Genomic DNA, 18,530 nt, shown 5'->3' with positions numbered 1-18,530 from the left:
ACTAGAGGGGATTTGAGCATTTTTTAGAACAAACTTTTCAATTTTAGGGGCAATATAAAGAAAAAAGCCTTTAAATAAGGCTTTTTTAGGCTGTTTACATCCACCCTGAGGGAATCGAACCCCCATCTCAAGAACCGGAATCTTACGTGATATCCATTACACTAAGGGTGGAAACTTGTCTTATTATAACAGAAATTTGCTCTAATAACAAGTTTTTTATGGGTAGACTAAGCGTCCATTAGTGGGATGCGTCCCCGTTCCAGATAGAGTTTTTCACGATAACATAATCAACGTGTTTGAGGTCAGCAACCTTGCGTCCACCTGCATAAGAGATAGCACTTTGCAAGTCCTGTTCCATCTCAGTAAGGGTGTCTTGCAAATGCCCTTTAGCAGGCAGTAAGATTCGCTTACCTTCCACATTTTTATATGCTCCCTTTTGGTATTGAGAAGCTGAACCATAGTATTCTTTGAACTGTTCCCCATCAACTTCGATTGTCTTTCCAGGGCTTTCGATATGTCCTGCGAATAGGGAACCAATCATGACCATGCTGGCACCGAAACGGATAGACTTGGCAATATCACCATGAGTACGAATGCCACCATCAGCGATGATCGGTTTGCGAGCAGCCTTAGCACACCAGCGAAGGGCTGCCAACTGCCAGCCACCTGTACCAAAACCTGTCTTGACCTTGGTAATACAAACCTTACCAGGACCGATTCCAACCTTAGTGGCATCCGCTCCAGCATTTTCCAATTCACGCACAGCTTCTGGTGTTCCTACGTTACCAGCAATGACAAAAGTATCTGGTAATTCTTTCTTGATGTGTTGGATCATAGAAATCACGCTATCCGCATGACCGTGAGCAATGTCAATCGTGATATACTCAGGAGCATCAGCCTTGAGTTGGCTAACAAAATCATACTCGTAATCCTTGACACCGACTGAAATAGAAGCAATGAGCCCTTGATCGTGCATGCGTTTGATAAAAGGAATGCGCCCAGCCTCATCAAAACGATGCATAATGTAAAAGTAGCCACCTTTAGCCAGTTGCTCTGCTACGTTCTCATCCAAAATCGTCTGCATATTTGCTGGCACAACAGGTAGTTTGAAAGTCTGATTTCCAAGTGTGACACTCGTATCTGCTTCTGCACGACTTTTAATGACACATTTATTTGGGATCAACTGAATATCTTCGTAATCAAAAATTGGAAATTCATTTAACATATCGATGTCTCGTTTCTTTTGTAATGACCTACCTATGCTTACGCATCCCTACGCCTTTTTCCGACGTTTCCTTGATTAATTATAAATCAAAGTACAGTTTTTGTCAAATATTTTTAATAATCAAATTATATTGTTCGAGAATTGCTTATATAAATATCAAAAAAGTGAAGAGATTATTTTCTCCCCACTTCTTCATCAATAATCGCTTTAAAAATTTCTGCGGAGTTTTCCATCATTTTACAAAATGCACTATAGGATGAGGCATTCTGAGGGATTTGGATAGACCACTTCTTCAATTGAGATCCATAGCCAGCTAGTTTCCCTATTTCACTATTTACTGACTGCTCCATACTAGGAAAAATCAGTCCAGCTTTCTCAGATTTTAAGATATAAGAATAGGAAATCAATTGGAACAAGTCCTCACGGTTAATCCCTTTTTCAGTGAACTCCAGTTTCTTATATTTTGCATCTAAAACAATCTTTCGTTCTCTGTCATAAAAATCTGGATATACCTTTCGTTTCCCAACAGAAAATACTGAAATTCCGTCCGTCTTATCTTTATTTCGTGGATGGATGAAACCTTTTGGCAACAGGGTGTAAATATACTCTTCCCAGAGCCAGGCAACATCAAAGAGAATACCGTGTACCCTTTGGGCTTGGGGTCCAAGACCATGCTTTTCTCTACTCAGAATCATCAAGCAGAGTTCCTGTAATTTTCTATACTCTCTAAAATAGGCATGTCGGATGGGTTTGATTTTATTCATTCTGATAATCTTGGCACGATCAGAGAGTTTATAAGATGCGGTTACTCGCACGATTTCTGCCATATTTTCACGATTACTATCGAGTAGTGCTCCAAAACTTTTTTGAATCTTTATGTACTCAATCGTATGCCGAATCAACTGCATGAGTGGATTATCATAGGTGAACTCTCTTGTTGTATAGGCAATATTTCCCATAAAAGGAAGATTTTTTTTCAGATGATTTCCAACATCTAGTACACCCTTCACATGACTATCGTTATGGAAAAATCGCTGGTATTCCTTATAAAGACCTTTTCGGAGAGCAGCTTGCAGATATTTTGGAAAGAGGTAAATCAAAAGCTGATAGAGTTTATCTTCATGCGACAAAGCTACATCTAAGCTAGTGAGATTGATATGAAGAACCTTTTGTAAAAGATAATGCAAAAAATGGTCGTTACTTTCATCAGAAAAACGAGAGGAAATCGTTAATCTTTCCTGACCATATCCAAGAAAACCAATTACATTTCCTGTCTTGATTTTCGGATTAACTGTTTCCAAAATCTTTTGGTCCTTGTCTAAATCAGGAGAATTCATCAAATCATTTGGGAAAATAAAAATATTGTCCTCTCGAGATAGGTTATCTAGTGTTTTATCAAGTAGTGCTTGACTAAGTTTGGGATATTCTGCGACAAAGTCCTCTTTAGCGATTCTATACTGATTATCAGTTATCCGCATTGTCATCACCAGTATCTTGCTGAACTGTTTGCTCTTTATTTGTCAGATCAAATGCTTTTTTCAATGTATCCAGAGTTTCAGATTCTTCATAAGAACCTCGTAAGTAATCTTCCAAAAGCGGTTTGAGGTAATCTGACCAGAGTAATTCATAATCATAATCCAATTCTTTTAAATTACGGAAATAACTTGGTCCGATATGATAATGACTGTTTAGCTCCTGAACATTTTCGATAGCAACATTCAAATTCCTTAGTCGAGTTTTAGCTTCTTCAGCATGTTCACCTAGTTTTTCATCAAGTATGTATAGTTGGCTTTCAGCAGTAACTTCAACAAAACGGAAACGACGACGCATAGCAAAATCAAAGGTGTCCACTGAACGGTCAATATCATTCATAGTTCCGATAATATAGACATTTTCAGGGATATAAAATTTCTCATCAGTTTCATGTAAATTAGCATACTGAGTAGAAACACATCCCTCTTCACCACGATAGCCAGGGTCGATAGAGAAAAAGAGTTCCCCAAAAATCTTAGAAATCTCACCACGATTAATTTCATCGATGATGAAAACGAATTTCTTGTCTGAGTCAATCTCTGTTGGAGAAATATAATCTTTCAGACCAAATCTTTTCTTTAAAGTTTCTAGGACTTTTTTTCCTTGATTACGATAATAAGGCTGTTTCAGATATTTTTCATCTTTATAGAGTTCATAAACATAAGATTTTGTTAAGCAAGTTCCTTGGGCTTTAGTTTCATAATTGATATTAAAATTATTTCTACTATTTACTGTGAGATAGGAAAATTCTGTCAAATATTCTTTTTCATCTCTGCTATTTACATATTCAAGATAAAGATCCCACGCTTCCTCAAAATTATCTTGGCCTCCAGTTTTCTGAGCTTCTTTAGCCTTCTGGCAAAACTTCTTGAAAATACCATCTTCTAGCTTAAACTCGATAGCTCCATCACCATTTGATACAGGTCTCAACCCCTCTACAAAATCAGTATAATCATAGGATGGATGAAATTGTACAAAGCCGATTTGGTCTTCGTTGCCACCCGTTAATTCTTTAGCAATTTCTTTAGTAAGATAAGTTTTTCCTGTGCCAGGAGCACCTCGAAGAATGAAGTTTTTGGATTGTAATAATATATTCTTATACTCGTTGATATTTTCTGACATGTTTATCTCTTCCTTTTCTGATTCTCTATAAAAACTAGTGAAATTATCATAAAACTCTTTTAAAATATCGTTAGGTTCAGCAGTTGATTCCAACTCTAAGTCCTTGACAAGGTATTTATAATCTAAATCTTCATCTCGATTATTACTATACCATTTTACTATTTTAAATTCTGTGAGTTTAAATCTCTGAAAACCACACCTTATATTTATCCATGAGTTATCCATGTCACTCAGCCGATAACCAAAGTAAGGTGATTTAATATATCCATTACCACTCTTTGGACCAAAATGACCTGTGTTAAGCATTTCAACTTTGTACGGAATACCCTCAATAGTCAGTGCAGGGTAAATCTGTTCAGCTCCATCTAATTTTTGAGAACGTTTAATTTCTATATCTTTTGAATTATAGATATTTGATTGATTCACAAATTTAGACAAAAACTCTCTGAAGACTTTATAACACTCTGATTTAATTCCACTTTTTACAAACTCATAAGATTTATTTATAAAAGGTAAAATATCATTTAATGAATTTTCATCCTCAATAAAATACTCAGCATCAAGTGTCCAACCGAATGAATCAGGCTTCTTATTAAACAACAAAATATCTGAATCATGAAGACTCTTAGAGAGAACGGCAATCTTTATTCCTTTATTTTGAAAATTAATTTCTATAAAATTTTGTAACTTCCCTTTCCTATTTTTAACCTGAAAAGAAATATAACTTTTTGTTTGATTTTCAATTGCATCTGGGAATTCTTTTTTTATCCTGTCAATGAAAGTTTGTTTTGAAACCATTGTGTTTTCCTTGCCTATTAAAAATTTATTGTTAGACGTAAATTATATTTGTTTCGTTCAAAGTAAGATATTTTACTTTGAACGAAACCACATCCTATTAATATATATTCTGCATCTAGCATATCATATCTATTAAAAAAAGAAAAGAAATTCTAAAGAAAAAGCCCAGTGTAGAGAACTTTATTCCCTCATAACACTAGACTTCTTTTTTTATTTTAATAATACTCACCTTGACGGTAGTCCCATGAGTTAAAGGTATCTGACAAATGCATCATGATTTTATCAATGTCAAGCCCTTTGCGGATAACGACTGGTGCTGGTGAGGTTGAACGTGCTCCACCTTGTTCTGGGATGAGTTTTCCGTCTTTATCGACCATAGAAACCATCACACCTTGCTCGTAGCGAGTTTCAATCGTTTTGTCAGGTTGGATGGAAGCCACATAGTCGTCTGCTTCGATGACAAGGTCCACTGCTCCTTCGATCCTTTCTCCGATACCTTCTACCTTACCACGGTTTCCTTTACCAGATGGGTTGGCTGATGAGGCGTAGACCATCTTGCCTTCTTCCCAAAGTTTAGCAGCCAACTGTTCACCAGCTTTACCAAACTTGATGACAAAACAGCTAGTACCACGAACGTCTGTCATGAGTTCTTCACGACCATCACCGTATGCTTTAAGTTTTTCAAAAGCTTCTGGTTTCCATGGAAGGATACAACCGAGGAGAATATCTTCGTCCCAATGTTTTTGGTAGAAGGCTTCAATTTCTGGATTGAGTTGTGCTAAAGCGCGAAGTTCATCCATGCTACCACAAAGTACAACACCTGGTTTGTTACGGTTACGCTCTTTAGCTTCAAATTTGCGTTCAAGACCTGCTTTATCGCTAGTCATGATAATGTAACCAACTTTTGTGGGGCAAACGATACATCCGCCCTCACCTTTTAAAATGTCATAGCCTTCTTGAGAAAGTGTTCCGTTCCATTGAATGTGTTTTGTCATAGTTCTATATTTCCTTTTCTATTTTTCTAATCCTGCCAGTAGGCCGGTCGTTGTTTTTCATAGGCAGCAATCAAATCTTCATACTGCAAAGTAATACCGATATCATCCAAACCATTTAAGAGCTTGTGTTTCCACTCGCTATCGATTTCGAAAGTGAATTCTCCAACTGGTGAGATGATTTTTTGTTGTTCCAAGTCCACAGTTACCTGGTCGGTCGGTTTGAGTTGGGCTAGTTTCTCTCTAACCTCCCTAGGCTGAACAATAGGCAACATGCCATTATTGAGTTCATTATTGTAATGAATGTCCCCGAAAGAACCTGCAATCACGACCTTAAAACCATAGTCAGCTAGAGCCCAAGCTGCGTGTTCCCTCGAAGACCCTGCGCCAAAGTTATCCCCCGAGATGAGAATACTGGCTTTACGATATTCAGGTCGGTTAAAGACAAAGTCTGGATCCTCAGTGTAGTTATCGTCCAGATAACGCCAAGCATACATGAGGTACTTACCAAAGCCTTTTTTATCAATTAACTTGAGAAACTGCTTGGGGAGGATTTGGTCTGTGTCGATATTATCATTCATGAGAGGAACGGTCGTTCCCGTATAAACTGTAAATTTCTCCATATCCTCTCCTTACTGGGCCTCTGGCATTTGCCGAACATCTACGAAACGCCCTGCGATAGCTGCTGCTGCTGCCATGGCTGGACTGCAGAGATGAGTCTTAGCGCCAAATCCCTGTCTATCTTCAAAGTTGCGGTTACTGGTTGAGGCACAGTGGACCCCATCAGGGACCTTGTCAGGATTCATCCCTAGGCACATTGAGCAACCAGGGTCTCGCCACTCAAAGCCAGCGTCTAAGAATACTTTATCCAAGCCCAACTTCTCCGCAGCTCGTTTGACAGGACGAGAACCTGGTACTACGATTGCTGTTAGATTGGGAGCTATTTTCTTTCCTTTAACAAATCGAGCAGCCAATTGCAAATCGCTGAGACGAGCATTAGTACAAGACCCGATAAAGATATAACCTAGTTCAATGTCCGCTGGCTTTTGACCAGGTTCCAAGTCCATGTAATGATAAGCTCGTTCATCATTCATATCCTTAATTTCTGGAAAACTACTGTCAAAGTCGACGCCCATAGCAGGATTGGTTCCCCAGGTCACCATAGGAGCCAAGTCTGAGACATCCATCCGGATAACCTTATCATAGACAGCATCATCATCGCTGACAAGCGTCTTCCAGTCAGCAACCGCCTCCTCGAAAGCTTCGGGAACGCATTCCCGTCCCTTGAGATAGTCATAGGTAGTCTGGTCTGGATTCATAATTCCCATCTTGGAGCCAAACTCGATGGACATATTGCAGATGGTCATTCTCTCTTCCATGGTCAGTGCATCAATTGCTTGCCCACGATATTCCACCACATAGCCAACACCACAGGCAACGCCGTACTTGGCAATTAAGGCGAGAATGTAATCCTTAGAATAAACTCCTTTTTGAGGAACACCAGTGAATTCTACCAGCATTTTCTTGGGTTTAACTTGCCAGAGTGTCTGAGTAGCAAAGACATGCTCAACCTCACTGGTCCCAATCCCAAAGGCGATAGCTCCGAAAGCTCCGTGAGTAGCTGTGTGACTGTCTCCACAGACGATGAATTTTCCTGGTTGGGTCCGTCCTGTTTCTGGACCTACCATGTGAACGATTCCCTGCTTTTCAGAACCGTGGGCCGCATGTTCAATCCCAAACTCCTCAACATTTTCAGCAAGCTTATCAATTTGGGCCTTAGAAATAACATCTCGAATATCATAGATGTTGACCGTTGGTACATTGTGGTCAAAGGTTCCAAATGTCAAGTCTGGTCGTCTCAATCTGCGGCCTGCATCTCGTAATCCTTGAAAAGCTTGGGGACTAGTCACTTCATGAATATAGTGCTGGTCCACATACATGAGTTGGGGCTGCCCTTCTTCTCCTGTGATGACATGACGGTCCCATAATTTATCAAAAATCGATTTTCCTGCCATCCATTACCTCCAAATAAAATATAAGGCTACTAGTGTGGTCACCATCCCGAGAAACCAAACCGTTTTAAAATACCATTTTCTAGTCTTGTGGTGAAAGGTGATTCCTGCCAACCATGCACCAAAACCACCACAAGTAAGGGCTAAAATGAGTAAGATTTTCTCTGGGACGCGCCAAGCACCTCTTCTTGCCTTGGATTTATCAATGCCATAAATCAAGAAAATCAGCAAATTCCAAATCAAGAGGGCAAGCGTGATTCCTTCATTTATCTTCATAATCTTTCAATGATGGCTTCTGTCATTTCCTTGGTTGAAGCCTGTCCTCCTATATCTCTTGTTAAAATGCCAGCCGCTAAACTAGCTTCAACAGCACGCTCGATACGCTCCGCATCCTCACAACGTCCAAAGCTGTCTCTCAACATCATAGCAATAGATAAAATCATGGAAATAGGATTGGCAATTCCTTGACCTGCAATATCAGGTGCCGAACCGTGAATAGGCTCATAAAGACTTGGCCCCTTTTCAGAATGACTGGCTGATGGCATAACACCAAGAGTGCCTGATAGAACGCTTGATTCATCAGATAGAATATCTCCAAAAAGATTTTCCGTCACGATGACATCAAACTTGGCAGGATTGGTAATCATAAGCATGGCAGCTGAGTCCACCAACTGGTGTTCCAAGGTCACATCTGGGAAATCCTGCGCGACTTCCTCAGCTACTCTGCGCCAGAGTTTTGATGTTGCTAGAACATTTTGCTTATCGATACTAGTAACGAGTTTTCTCCGATTTCTTGCAATTTCAAAAGCCTTGCGAATAATCCGCTCTACTTCTTCGTAGCTGTAGTCGTTGATATCACGCGCTTTTCGCTCTTCAAGGATATGATCCCCAAAGTAAATCCCACCTGTCAACTCACGTACCACGACAAAGTCTACACCAGCAATTCGTTCCGGTTTGAGAGGTGACAAATGCTTGAGACTATCAAAAATCTTAACAGGGCGAATATTGGCATAGAGATTGAGTTCCTTACGAAGAGCCAGCAAGCCTTGTTCAGGCCGAACCGCTGCACTATCATACTGAGGACTACCGATAGCCGCTAGGAGAATATCATCTGCTTCTCTACATGCCTTGAGAGTTTCATCAGGTAAGGGATGCCCCGCAGCATCAATACCAGCACCTCCAAAAGGGCATCTATCTATCTCATAGTCAAAACCTGTTTTTGAAGCTAGAGCTTCTAGAACTGCTAAACCAGCTTCCATGATTTCTGGACCGATTCCATCCCCTGCTAGAGCTACTATTTTCTTTGTCATAGCCTTCTCCTTTACACACTAGGCATGTCTCGATAGGAAACGCTATGCCCCATCTCACCTGCATTCTCTTTTTGAACAAAAGTATTGGCATTGATATAAGCAATAGCCGAAGCCTTTAACACATCGAAATCAAGACCTGCTGCGTTAAAGATGGTTTCTGTATCTCTGTTTTCAACAGTAACCAAGACACGAGCCTGGGCATCGATACCATCTGTTACCGCGTCAATAGTATAGGACACCAAGCGGACAGATTGGTTAAAGAACTTATCGATAGCGTTAAAGATCGCTTCAACAGAACCTTGCCCTGTCGCATTGAATTCGACTTTTTCACCATCCATATTGGCTAGGCTAACGAGCGCTTCAATCTCATTATCTGCATGGGTTTGAAGTTGTAAATCATCAAAGTGGAAGCCTTCTGGATTTTCAACCATGGTTCCAGCTACCAGAGCTCGAATATCTGCATCTGTGATTTCTTGTTTCTTGTCAGCCAGTGCCTTGAACTTAGCAAAGAGTGGTTTGATATCCTCTTCTGTAAAGTCTAGAGCCAATTCTCTTAGTTTTTCAACAAAGGCATGGCGACCAGACAATTTACCAAGTGGAAGGCTATTACTCTTGACACCGACCAATTCAGGTGTGATGATCTCATAAGTGAGAGGATTTTTAAGGACTCCATCTTGGTGAATGCCCGATTCATGAGAGAAGGCATTACCACCAACCACAGCCTTGTTTTTAGGAACTGGAATACCAGAAAAGCGAGAAACCATTTCAGACGTATTCATTGTTTCATCTAAAACAATATCACTAGTTGCTTGGAAGAAATCCTCACGAATCTTCAAAGCAACAGCTACTTCTTCAAGAGCAACATTACCTGCGCGTTCACCGATACCATTAATAGTTCCCTGGACACGTCCAGCACCGTGTTTAATTGCTGTCAAAGTATTTGCAGTTGCCATACCGAGATCATCGTGACAGTGGACACCAAAGACAACTTTATGATCTGATTTAATATTTTCAGTCAAGTAATCAAAGATACGAGCAAACTCTTCTGGAGTCGTAAAGCCAACTGTGTCAGGGATATTGATATAAGATGCACCTGCATCGACCGCTGTTTGAACGACTTGTAAGAGGAAATCCAACTCTGTTCTAGTCGCATCTTCAGGAGAGAATTCGACGATTTCAAACTTAGAACGAGCATAAGAAACATGTTCCTTGATAGCTTCTAAAATCTCTTCCTTGCTCTTATTGAGCTTATACTTACGGTGAATCGGACTAGTAGCGATAAAGACATGAATTTGAGGATACTTGGCATCCTTAAGAGCCTCATAACAAGCATCAATATCAGATTTTACAGAACGAGCTAATCCTGTCACTGCTGTTTTTTGCATGGCTTTAGCAATTTCTTGAACAGCTATAAATGAATCAGGACTAGCAGCCGGAAAACCAGCTTCAATTACAGAAATTCCCCATTTCTCCAGCTGTCTTGCAATGGAAACTTTTTCCTTTATTGAAAAGTTAACACCAGGTGTTTGTTCCCCATCACGAAGGCTTGTATCAAAAAATTCAACTTTACGCATAAGATTTCCCCTTTTCCAAATGTGGTTTTAAAAAAACATCTCGCTCAGAAGCCCAAGCGAGATGTTGATTTACTCCCGCTTGGTAAGCCAAACAGGACTAATGCTTTTGCACTAGCCCGAGTACCTCAACAACAAAGCAAATTGATTAAACTTAGCTGTTTTCATGTTTGACTTTCTCCTTCGTTTGATATCTTGTTTAGTATTTTAGCATAGCTAAAAACACTTGTCAAGAAAAAATCCATTATTTTCTGAAAATTTCCTCAGTAAAGAATATTTTGCTAATTGAAAGTATTTGAAAACTCAAGCGAATTTCCCTATTTTTTCACAGTCAAGTTCCAACTTCTTTCGATGAGTTCTAACACTTCTTCATCTTGCAAACTATCATCAAGCGCCAGACTGAGCCAGTAGCGTTTGTTCATATGAAAGGCTGAATAAATGCCTTTTTTTGAAAGCAAGTCAGCTACTTGGTCGTGTTTGAGGTTGACTGCTTCGACTAGCCCTTCTCTGCCCTTTTCCAGCTTATCCCATGGGATTCTCATCATAACAGCATACCACTTTTGATTGTCTTCATGGCGCAATACAGCAGTATCAGAAGACTTTTCCCACAGATACTCCAACTGATTACCATACTTTTCCTGAACTTGAGTCATGATACGCTTAGTCTGAGGACAGATAAAATCCTGCACATCAAAACAAGCCTTCCGAATCTGGTAGAGAATCTCCAAACAAGCCTCACGGACACTTCCGACAAAACTTCCCCTCATACTTTCCATATGTATTTGAGGATAGAGGTCACCCGTCTCTTGATCAAAGACCTGAAAGTTCACATTATCAGTAGTGATGGAGACTGTCATGAAAAATTCACCCTGCAAAATCTGGCAACTATAGGTCCAGACTTCTCCATTTTTTACAAAACCATAGGCATGAGCTTTTTCTTTATTAAACTGATAGGAGTTAAAAATTTCAAACATAAGTGAAAACTGCTACCAAAAGCTAGCAGTTCCTTTCTATTTTTTAAAAGACAACCTTAGTTCCATGCAATTGTGTCACGCCCAGCTGGTCAATAAAGGTTTGACGGTTGTCCAAGTCAATCCCCCCACCTGGTAAGATTTCAATTTTACCAGCTGCATGTTCCAAAATTCTGTGATAGTGAGCGAAACGTTTCTCTAGCGAGTCTCCAGACACACCAGCACGAGTTAAGATACGAGTGACACCTGCTTGGCTGAGCCAGTCAATGGCTTCCAACTGGTCTTCATCACTCAATTCATCAAAGGCCATGTGAAAGACAATTTCCATTCCTTTAGATGCGGCAATCAGCTTCTCAAGATTAGGCTGATCCAACTTTTTATCAGCAGTTAATGCCCCAAAAACGACTCCTTGACTTCCAGACTGAGCAGTCAAACGAATGTCTTCTAGCATGATTGCTATTTCAAGATCAGTATAGACAAAGTCACCACCACGGGGACGAATCATAGTCATGATGGTGGTGTCGTAGTTAGCTGCCAGTTCAACCGCTGCCTTTGTCACTCCATAGCTAGGTGTTGTTCCTCCCACTGCTAGATTGTCACAAAGTTCGATTCGACGAGCTCCAGCCTGCATCGCTTTTTCAAGCAAGGTCACATTTTCAGCACAAAATTCGTAAATCATTTGATTCTCCTTGATGTTTTCTTTAAATTTATTATATCATATTATTTTAAATATACTTTCATTTTTATCAAGGCAAATAACTACTATTTTAACTATTCTTTGTCAGGAATGACTTTAAAGAGATAGTAGGTGATAAAGATGGTTAGGGCTCCCAGACCAATTTTGACAGGTAAGAGAGGGGCAAAATAAATAGAGATCCCCATCAAGATATAGATAGATACGATGATTTTTTTCTTACGTTCACGCGCGATAGACTTGGTCTCGCGAAAGTCAGCTACATATGTCTGATAGAGCTTGGTGTGATAAAGCCAGTCTTCAAAACGCTTAGAAGATTTTGAAAAGCAAGCGATAGCTAACAAAAGAAAGGGAGTTGTTGGTAAAAGTGGTAGGACAACTCCAATAACAGCTAAAGCCAGTGAAATAAAGCCAATACTGAGGTAAATGAGACGCATGATTTCTCCTAGATAAATTACTCTTCCTCTAGTTTCGCATACAAGGGGGAAATTTGTCAAGCCTCAACAAAAAAGAGCCTGAAATTCATTTTCAGGACTCTGCATTTTATTTAATTTTCTCTTCTTCGTAGTCGCCATTACTACATACAACCTGCTTGCCACCACCACGAACTTTTTTCTCCACTAGGAAGTGTCCGCATTTTGGACAGTCACGGCCAATTGGTTTGTCCCAGGAAGTAAACTCACATTCTGGATAGCGATTGCAACCATAGAAGATACGATTGCGCTTGGTTTTGCGTTCGATGATTTGTCCTTGATGACAGCTTGGACAGTCGACACCAATCTCTTTGACAATTGCTTGAGTGTGACGGCAATCTGGGAAATTACTACAAGCATAGAATTTACCAAAACGACCGAGCTTAATCACCATCGGACTACCACAAACTTCGCAGTCAAATCCAGCTGGCTCATCCTTAATCTGGATTTTTTCCATTTCGGATTCAGCCTTGGCTACTTCTTTAGAGAATGGTTTGTAAAAGGCGTCAATGACCCGTTGCCACTGCTCTTTACCAACTTCGACATCATCCAGTTTTCCTTCCATTTCAGCTGTGAAGGTCACGTTTACAATGTCTGGGAAATATTTAACGATGAGTTTATTGACAATTTCTCCCAGTTCTGTTGGTTCAAAACGTTTGGCTGCTAGTCGAACGTAGTACCGTTTCTGGATGGTTTCAATGGTCGGAGCGTAAGTTGAAGGACGTCCAACACCATTTTCTTCCAAGGTCTTGATAAGGGTCGCTTCCGAATAGCGAGCTGGCGGTTGGGTGAAATGTTGTTCTGGTTTGCTATTGACCTGCTTGACTACATCTCCAACAGCCATATCTGGCAACATCTTGTTCTTATCTGAGTCATTGTAGATAGCAAGATACCCATCAAACTTAACTTGGCTACCATTTGCCGCAAACTGAACCCCATTTTGAGAGAGCTTAACAGCCATGGTATCAAAGATAGCTCCCGTCATCTGGCTAGCTACAAAACGGTTCCAGATAAGGGTATAGAGCTTGAGCTGGTCTTTGTCCAAGTACTTAGCGATACTTTCTGGTGTATTAAAGACACTAGATGGACGAATGGCTTCGTGAGCATCTTGAGCACCTGAGGCATTCTTGACCTTGCTACCATGCTTGGAATACTTGCTACCAAAACGGTCGTTAATGTAGCTAGCCGCTTCATTCTGAGCCACAGGACTGATACGAGTGGAGTCAGTACGCATATAGGTAATCAAACCTTGCACGCCCGATCCGATATTGATCCCTTCATAGAGCTGTTGGGCCACCATCATAGTTTTTCGAGTACGGAAATTAATTTTGTTAGCCGCATCCATCTGCATGGTTGAAGTTGTATACGGTAGGGGCGCATTGCGTTTGCGTTCTTTCTTATCTACCTGGTCTACTGAGAAATCTTTGCTAGTCAAATGGGACAAAACTTCTTTGACTTCTTCGTTGGTGGTCAATTTCATCTTTTTGCCATTCATACCATAGAATGAAGCCTGAAATTGCTTGGTTCCCTTCTTAAAGACACCATCAATTGTCCAGTATTCTTCAGGTTGGAAGGCATTGATTTCATTTTCACGGTCAATAATGAGCTTAAGGGCAACCGACTGCACACGCCCTGCTGATAAGCCCTTCTTAACCTTTTTCCACAAAATTGGCGAAATCGAATAACCTACCAAACGGTCCAAGACACGACGAGCTTGTTGGGCGTCGACCAAATCCATGTCAATCTTGCGAGGTTCTTTAAAGGCATTTTTTACTGCGTCCTTGGTGATCTCATTAAAGACCACACGGTTGGCATCATTCTCGTCCAAGTTGAGAATGTGAGCCAAATGCCAGGAAATTGCTTCTCCTTCACGGTCCGGGTCACTTGCCAGAAAGACTTTATTAGCCTTTTTGGCTTCTTTTTTCAGATCATTGATGAGAGGGCCTTTGCCTCGGATATTGATATACTGCGGTTCATAGTTGTTTTCAATGTCAACAGACATACTGGATTTCTTCAAATCACGGATATGCCCGACACTGGCTAAAACCTTGTAATTTCTGCCTAGATATTTCTCAATCGTTTTCGCCTTGGCAGGCGACTCCACGATGACTAGATTTTTTTTAACTGTTGATTTTTTCTTCTTTGTTGCCGTAGCCACACTATCACACCTTTTCAAAGTAATAAACTTTATAAAGTGTAAACCATTTTTCTATAGCTGTCAAGACTTAACTCCTATATATAGAAGAAAAGTTTATCTGAGTGAACAAATTTCTCCTTAAAATTCAAACTCAGCGAGCACATCTTGACCGCTGGAAATCAGCTTTGCTCCCTCTTGGATCAGGTGGTGGCAGCCATCTGAATGGCCATCTAAAATGTTTCCCGGAATGGCAAAAACATCACGCCCTTCCTCCATAGCTCGCTCACAGGTAATGAGACTACCTGAACGCATTCTTGCCTCTGCTACAATAACGCCACGGCACAGTCCAGCAATGATGCGATTACGAGCTGGAAAGTGAAATTTCAAGGGTTCTTCACCAGGTCCGTACTCGCTAAGTACCAAATGGTGATTGCCAATGTGTTCCTGCAAACGTTTATTGGCGCGGGGATAAAAAACATCCAATCCTGTTCCAATGACAGCAATTGTTCTTCCTCCATTCTGGAGTGCAGCCATATGGGCGGCGGTATCAATCCCTTTGGCTAAACCACTGACCACAATTAACTCGTTTTCCAAACCTTGAATGACTTTCTGGACCGACTTTGCTCCCTGACTAGAACATGAACGACTCCCTACAACAGCAACCTTTGGAAATTTCAACAGGTCTAGATTTCCTTTATAAAATAAGAGTGCTGGAGCATCATAAATCTCACTCAGATCCCAAGGATAACAGTCATCAAGAATAGAAAAGGATGGAAATTTCTGAAACTCCTTCTCCAACTGTGCATCATCTATCTGGAAATAGCGTTCCATAAAGACAGCAGGATTACGACACCCAGATATTTCTGCAATATCACCTAGCAAGAGCTCCTGATCTACAGTCTCGTCGTATTCAAGAACAGTTAAAATTTGTTGATTGGTCAGCCCAGCTTTTCTCAATTTGTAAATCTCATAGTTTGTGATCTTCATATACAACTCCATTTCTTTTTCTACTCATCTATCTATTCGTAAAAAAAATAAAAAGAAGACCAAGGATCTTCTTTTTTTCATTTATTCAGCTTTAGTAGTTGACCAGCTACTTTCAACCATCGGTAAGATTGTTTTTAAAGTTTCCCCATCCCCTTCAAGTGAAACATAGCGGATTTTACCATCATTTGATCGGAAAACCCAGGTAACGAGGTATTTCCCTGATTTAGCAATTGCATTGACAACATAGGCTTCATAGCCTCCAATGGTCGATTTGGAGCCCCAAACCTTACTGAAATCAGAGTTTTGTTCTTTGGAAGTCAAAATACTAGATGAGACAGTCACAACATCCAGTTTAGCATATTCTTCTTCGCTGATATTGAACTGCTCAGCCTTGAAGGTATTCAGCGTAACAATATTGATATCTGTTCCATCACTATACTGTATATCATTTCCACCTTCTACTTCATGGAATTGAACCCATGATTTGGGTACCTTGACAAAGCCATTCTCATTCGATCCGATGATTTGCGTCTCTTCCTTTTTCGCTTCAGAAACGGCAGAGCTAGAGCTACTCGTTTCTTGACTGCTAGAAGAACTAACAACTGCAGACGAACTTTCTTCGGTTGCTGTTTGCGATTTATTGGAACATGAAGCTAAAAAAGCACTAACAGTAACTACAGTACCTAAAATTAATAATTTTTTCATCCTACCACCTTTCCATTTGCATTATAAGAAAAATAAGGACTTCTGTCAAATTCTAACCTAATCCATTCTGTTAGTTTGCGATTTTATAGCTCACATTTAAAGCAAAAACTCTTGAAAAATCTTCAAGAGTTTTATTTTATAATTCTATTCTTCATCCATGCTTAAGACGCTAAGGAAGGCTTCTTGTGGGACTTCTACTGATCCGATAGCTTTCATGCGTTTCTTACCAGCTTTTTGTTTTTCAAGGAGTTTGCGTTTACGAGAAACGTCACCACCATAACATTTGGCAAGTACGTTCTTACGAAGAGCCTTGATATCTGTACGAGCCACAATTTTGTGCCCAATAGCTGCTTGAATCGGCACCTCAAATTGTTGACGAGGGATGATTTTCTTGAGCTTATCCACGATGAGTTTCCCACGTTCGTAGGCAAAATCCTTGTGAACGATAAAGCTAAGGGCGTCCACCTTGTCTCCATTGAGAAGGATATCCATTTTGACCAGTTTAGATGGGCGATACTCTGACAATTCGTAGTCAAAGCTTGCATAACCACGCGTCGAAGACTTAAGCTTATCAAAGAAGTCAAAGACAATTTCAGCAAGTGGAATTTGATAGATAACATTGACACGATTATCATCAATATAGTCCATGGTCACAAAGTCCCCACGCTTGCGCTGAGCCAGTTCCATCACTGCTCCGACAAACTCCTGCGGTACCATGATTTGCGCCTTAACATAAGGTTCTTCAATAGTTGCAATCTTGGTTGGGTCTGGAAATTCAGAGGGGTTAGACACATCCATAGACTCCCCGTCGGTCAAATTAACCTTATAAATAACAGACGGAGCTGTCATGATGAGGTCAATGTTGAACTCGCGCTCTAAACGCTCTTGGATAACATCCATATGGAGAAGTCCAAGGAATCCACAACGGAAACCAAATCCCAGCGCCTGAGATGTTTCTGGTTCAAACTGCAGGCTAGCATCATTCAGTTGTAATTTTTCTAGAGCTTCACGAAGGTCATTGTATTTATTTGACTCGATTGGGTAAAGACCTGCAAAGACCATAGGATTCATTTGCTTGTAGCCATCTAGCGGTTCTGCGGCAGGATTGCTTGCTAGGGTCACTGTATCACCCACACGGGTATCTTGAACCGTCTTTATAGAAGCCGCAATATAACCAACATCACCAGTCGCAAGGAAATCGCGCCCGACTGCTTTCGGTGTGAAAATACCAACTTCCGTCACATCAAAGGTCTTGCCATTGCTCATGAGCTGAATCTTATCGCCAGGTTTGACCACTCCGTCCATAACACGCACTTGCAGGATAACCCCACGGTAAGCATCGTAAACAGAGTCGAAAATCAAAGCTTTGAGTGGTGCTGCAACATCACCCGTTGGAGCTGGAACTTTTTCAACGATCTGCTCAAGAATCTCTTCGATCCCAATACCAGCTTTGGCTGAAGCTAAAACCGCTTCACTGGCATCCAGTCCGATAACATCCTCAATCTCTGTACGCACACGCTCTGGATCAGCTGCTGGAAGGTCAATCTTGTTAATGACGGGCAAGATTTCCAAATCATTGTCCAAGGCTAGATAAACGTTAGCAAGAGTTTGAGCCTCAATCCCTTGAGCCGCATCAACCACCAAAATCGCTCCTTCACAGGCCGCTAGCGAACGCGACACTTCATAGGTAAAGTCCACGTGCCCAGGCGTGTCAATCAAGTGGAAAATATAGGTTTCTCCATCTTTTGCAGTATAATTCAGCTCAATGGCATTAAGTTTAATGGTAATCCCACGTTCACGCTCAAGATCCATACTATCCAGAAGTTGGGCTTGCATTTCACGACTAGAAACCGTCTCCGTCTTTTCCAAAATGCGGTCTGCTAGCGTTGATTTCCCATGGTCAATATGGGCGATAATAGAGAAGTTTCGAATCTTCTCCTGTCGTTTCTTCAATTCTTCTAAGTTCATGATGCTCTTCCTTTCAGGGTATCTATTAATTA

At 40.7% G+C, this 18,530-nt stretch carries 16 protein-coding genes and 1 tRNA gene; all 17 read right to left on the bottom strand.

From position 1 onward, the window contains the following. Positions 1-99 precede the first annotated feature (99 nt). Positions 100-171, bottom strand: a tRNA-Arg gene (locus tag HMPREF2655_RS08000). 67 nt (positions 172-238) lie between these two features. Beyond that, positions 239-1,225 (bottom strand): GMP reductase, encoded by a 987-nt coding sequence (locus tag HMPREF2655_RS07995; RefSeq protein WP_070838478.1) that lies wholly within the window; start codon positions 1,223-1,225, stop codon positions 239-241. A gap of 173 nt (positions 1,226-1,398) precedes the next feature. Next, a complete protein-coding gene (locus HMPREF2655_RS07990; RefSeq protein ID WP_070838476.1) occupies positions 1,399-2,703 on the bottom strand; it encodes an McrC family protein in 1,305 nt (434 codons plus the stop codon). Further along, positions 2,690-4,678 (bottom strand): McrB family protein, encoded by a 1,989-nt coding sequence (locus HMPREF2655_RS07985; protein ID WP_070838474.1) that lies wholly within the window; start codon positions 4,676-4,678, stop codon positions 2,690-2,692. The genes HMPREF2655_RS07990 and HMPREF2655_RS07985 overlap by 14 nt, the downstream gene beginning before the upstream one ends. 215 nt (positions 4,679-4,893) lie before the next feature. Further along, complete coding sequence (locus tag HMPREF2655_RS07980; protein ID WP_000160505.1) at positions 4,894-5,673, bottom strand: L-threonylcarbamoyladenylate synthase; 780 nt, start codon at positions 5,671-5,673, stop codon at positions 4,894-4,896. A gap of 26 nt (positions 5,674-5,699) precedes the next feature. Beyond that, a complete protein-coding gene (gene leuD / locus HMPREF2655_RS07975) occupies positions 5,700-6,293 on the bottom strand; it encodes a 3-isopropylmalate dehydratase small subunit (RefSeq protein WP_000410640.1) in 594 nt (197 codons plus the stop codon). 9 nt (positions 6,294-6,302) lie between these two features. Beyond that, complete coding sequence (gene leuC, locus HMPREF2655_RS07970) at positions 6,303-7,685, bottom strand: 3-isopropylmalate dehydratase large subunit (protein ID WP_000907570.1); 1,383 nt, start codon at positions 7,683-7,685, stop codon at positions 6,303-6,305. A 3-nt stretch (positions 7,686-7,688) separates the two neighbouring features. After that, the gene (locus tag HMPREF2655_RS07965; RefSeq protein ID WP_000700091.1) at positions 7,689-7,958 is read right to left on the bottom strand and encodes a DUF1294 domain-containing protein; all 270 of its coding nucleotides are present in this window, start codon (positions 7,956-7,958) and stop codon (positions 7,689-7,691) included. Continuing rightward, positions 7,955-8,992, bottom strand: coding sequence for a 3-isopropylmalate dehydrogenase (leuB, locus tag HMPREF2655_RS07960; protein WP_070838472.1), 1,038 nt, complete (start codon positions 8,990-8,992; stop codon positions 7,955-7,957). Before leuB ends, HMPREF2655_RS07965 begins: the two co-directional genes overlap by 4 nt. Before the next feature lie 11 nt (positions 8,993-9,003). After that, positions 9,004-10,566, bottom strand: coding sequence for a 2-isopropylmalate synthase (locus HMPREF2655_RS07955; RefSeq protein WP_070838470.1), 1,563 nt, complete (start codon positions 10,564-10,566; stop codon positions 9,004-9,006). A 314-nt stretch (positions 10,567-10,880) separates the two neighbouring features. Further along, positions 10,881-11,537 carry an MmcQ/YjbR family DNA-binding protein gene (locus HMPREF2655_RS07950; RefSeq protein WP_070838468.1) on the bottom strand — a complete coding sequence of 219 codons (657 nt, stop codon included), beginning with the start codon at positions 11,535-11,537 and terminating at the stop codon, positions 10,881-10,883. Positions 11,538-11,580: 43 nt separating this feature from the next. Next, entirely contained in the window at positions 11,581-12,213 is a 633-nt protein-coding gene (locus tag HMPREF2655_RS07945; RefSeq protein ID WP_070838466.1) for a copper homeostasis protein CutC, read from the bottom strand. A gap of 92 nt (positions 12,214-12,305) precedes the next feature. Next, positions 12,306-12,665, bottom strand: a complete 360-nt coding sequence (locus tag HMPREF2655_RS07940) for a YbaN family protein (RefSeq protein ID WP_001237224.1) — start codon at positions 12,663-12,665, stop codon at positions 12,306-12,308. 106 nt (positions 12,666-12,771) lie between these two features. Further along, positions 12,772-14,859 carry a type I DNA topoisomerase gene (topA, locus tag HMPREF2655_RS07935; RefSeq protein ID WP_070838464.1) on the bottom strand — a complete coding sequence of 696 codons (2,088 nt, stop codon included), beginning with the start codon at positions 14,857-14,859 and terminating at the stop codon, positions 12,772-12,774. A 117-nt stretch (positions 14,860-14,976) separates the two neighbouring features. Then, the gene (gene dprA, locus HMPREF2655_RS07930; protein WP_061586937.1) at positions 14,977-15,825 is read right to left on the bottom strand and encodes a DNA-processing protein DprA; all 849 of its coding nucleotides are present in this window, start codon (positions 15,823-15,825) and stop codon (positions 14,977-14,979) included. 81 nt (positions 15,826-15,906) lie between these two features. Beyond that, a complete protein-coding gene (locus HMPREF2655_RS07925; protein WP_070838462.1) occupies positions 15,907-16,530 on the bottom strand; it encodes a hypothetical protein in 624 nt (207 codons plus the stop codon). Positions 16,531-16,674: 144 nt separating this feature from the next. Further along, on the bottom strand, positions 16,675-18,498 hold the full coding sequence (lepA, locus tag HMPREF2655_RS07920) for a translation elongation factor 4 (protein WP_070838460.1): 1,824 nt from the start codon (positions 18,496-18,498) through the stop codon (positions 16,675-16,677). Positions 18,499-18,530 lie beyond the last annotated feature (32 nt).

The organism is Streptococcus sp. HMSC066F01, assembly GCF_001837335.1.
GTDB classification, from domain to species: Bacteria; Bacillota; Bacilli; order Lactobacillales; family Streptococcaceae; genus Streptococcus; species Streptococcus oralis_S.
Note: the sequence above shows the minus strand (reverse complement) of the source record. Positions and strands in the feature narration are given on the sequence as shown.

What these genes read in the sequence shown, in the direction of transcription:
- HMPREF2655_RS07980 (WP_000160505.1), bottom strand. Translation starts at nt 5,673, where the DNA reads ATGACAAAACACATTCAATGGAACGGAACACTTTCTCAAGAAGGCTAT.
- HMPREF2655_RS07925 (WP_070838462.1), bottom strand. Translation starts at nt 16,530, where the DNA reads ATGAAAAAATTATTAATTTTAGGTACTGTAGTTACTGTTAGTGCTTTT.
- HMPREF2655_RS07985 (WP_070838474.1), bottom strand. Translation starts at nt 4,678, where the DNA reads ATGGTTTCAAAACAAACTTTCATTGACAGGATAAAAAAAGAATTCCCA.
- dprA (WP_061586937.1), bottom strand. Translation starts at nt 15,825, where the DNA reads ATGAAGATCACAAACTATGAGATTTACAAATTGAGAAAAGCTGGGCTG.
- leuC (WP_000907570.1), bottom strand. Translation starts at nt 7,685, where the DNA reads ATGGCAGGAAAATCGATTTTTGATAAATTATGGGACCGTCATGTCATC.
- HMPREF2655_RS07955 (WP_070838470.1), bottom strand. Translation starts at nt 10,566, where the DNA reads ATGCGTAAAGTTGAATTTTTTGATACAAGCCTTCGTGATGGGGAACAA.
- HMPREF2655_RS07945 (WP_070838466.1), bottom strand. Translation starts at nt 12,213, where the DNA reads ATGATTTACGAATTTTGTGCTGAAAATGTGACCTTGCTTGAAAAAGCG.
- leuD (WP_000410640.1), bottom strand. Translation starts at nt 6,293, where the DNA reads ATGGAGAAATTTACAGTTTATACGGGAACGACCGTTCCTCTCATGAAT.
- HMPREF2655_RS07990 (WP_070838476.1), bottom strand. Translation starts at nt 2,703, where the DNA reads ATGCGGATAACTGATAATCAGTATAGAATCGCTAAAGAGGACTTTGTC.
- HMPREF2655_RS07965 (WP_000700091.1), bottom strand. Translation starts at nt 7,958, where the DNA reads ATGAAGATAAATGAAGGAATCACGCTTGCCCTCTTGATTTGGAATTTG.
- HMPREF2655_RS07950 (WP_070838468.1), bottom strand. Translation starts at nt 11,537, where the DNA reads ATGTTTGAAATTTTTAACTCCTATCAGTTTAATAAAGAAAAAGCTCAT.
- HMPREF2655_RS07940 (WP_001237224.1), bottom strand. Translation starts at nt 12,665, where the DNA reads ATGCGTCTCATTTACCTCAGTATTGGCTTTATTTCACTGGCTTTAGCT.
- lepA (WP_070838460.1), bottom strand. Translation starts at nt 18,498, where the DNA reads ATGAACTTAGAAGAATTGAAGAAACGACAGGAGAAGATTCGAAACTTC.
- HMPREF2655_RS07995 (WP_070838478.1), bottom strand. Translation starts at nt 1,225, where the DNA reads ATGTTAAATGAATTTCCAATTTTTGATTACGAAGATATTCAGTTGATC.
- leuB (WP_070838472.1), bottom strand. Translation starts at nt 8,992, where the DNA reads ATGACAAAGAAAATAGTAGCTCTAGCAGGGGATGGAATCGGTCCAGAA.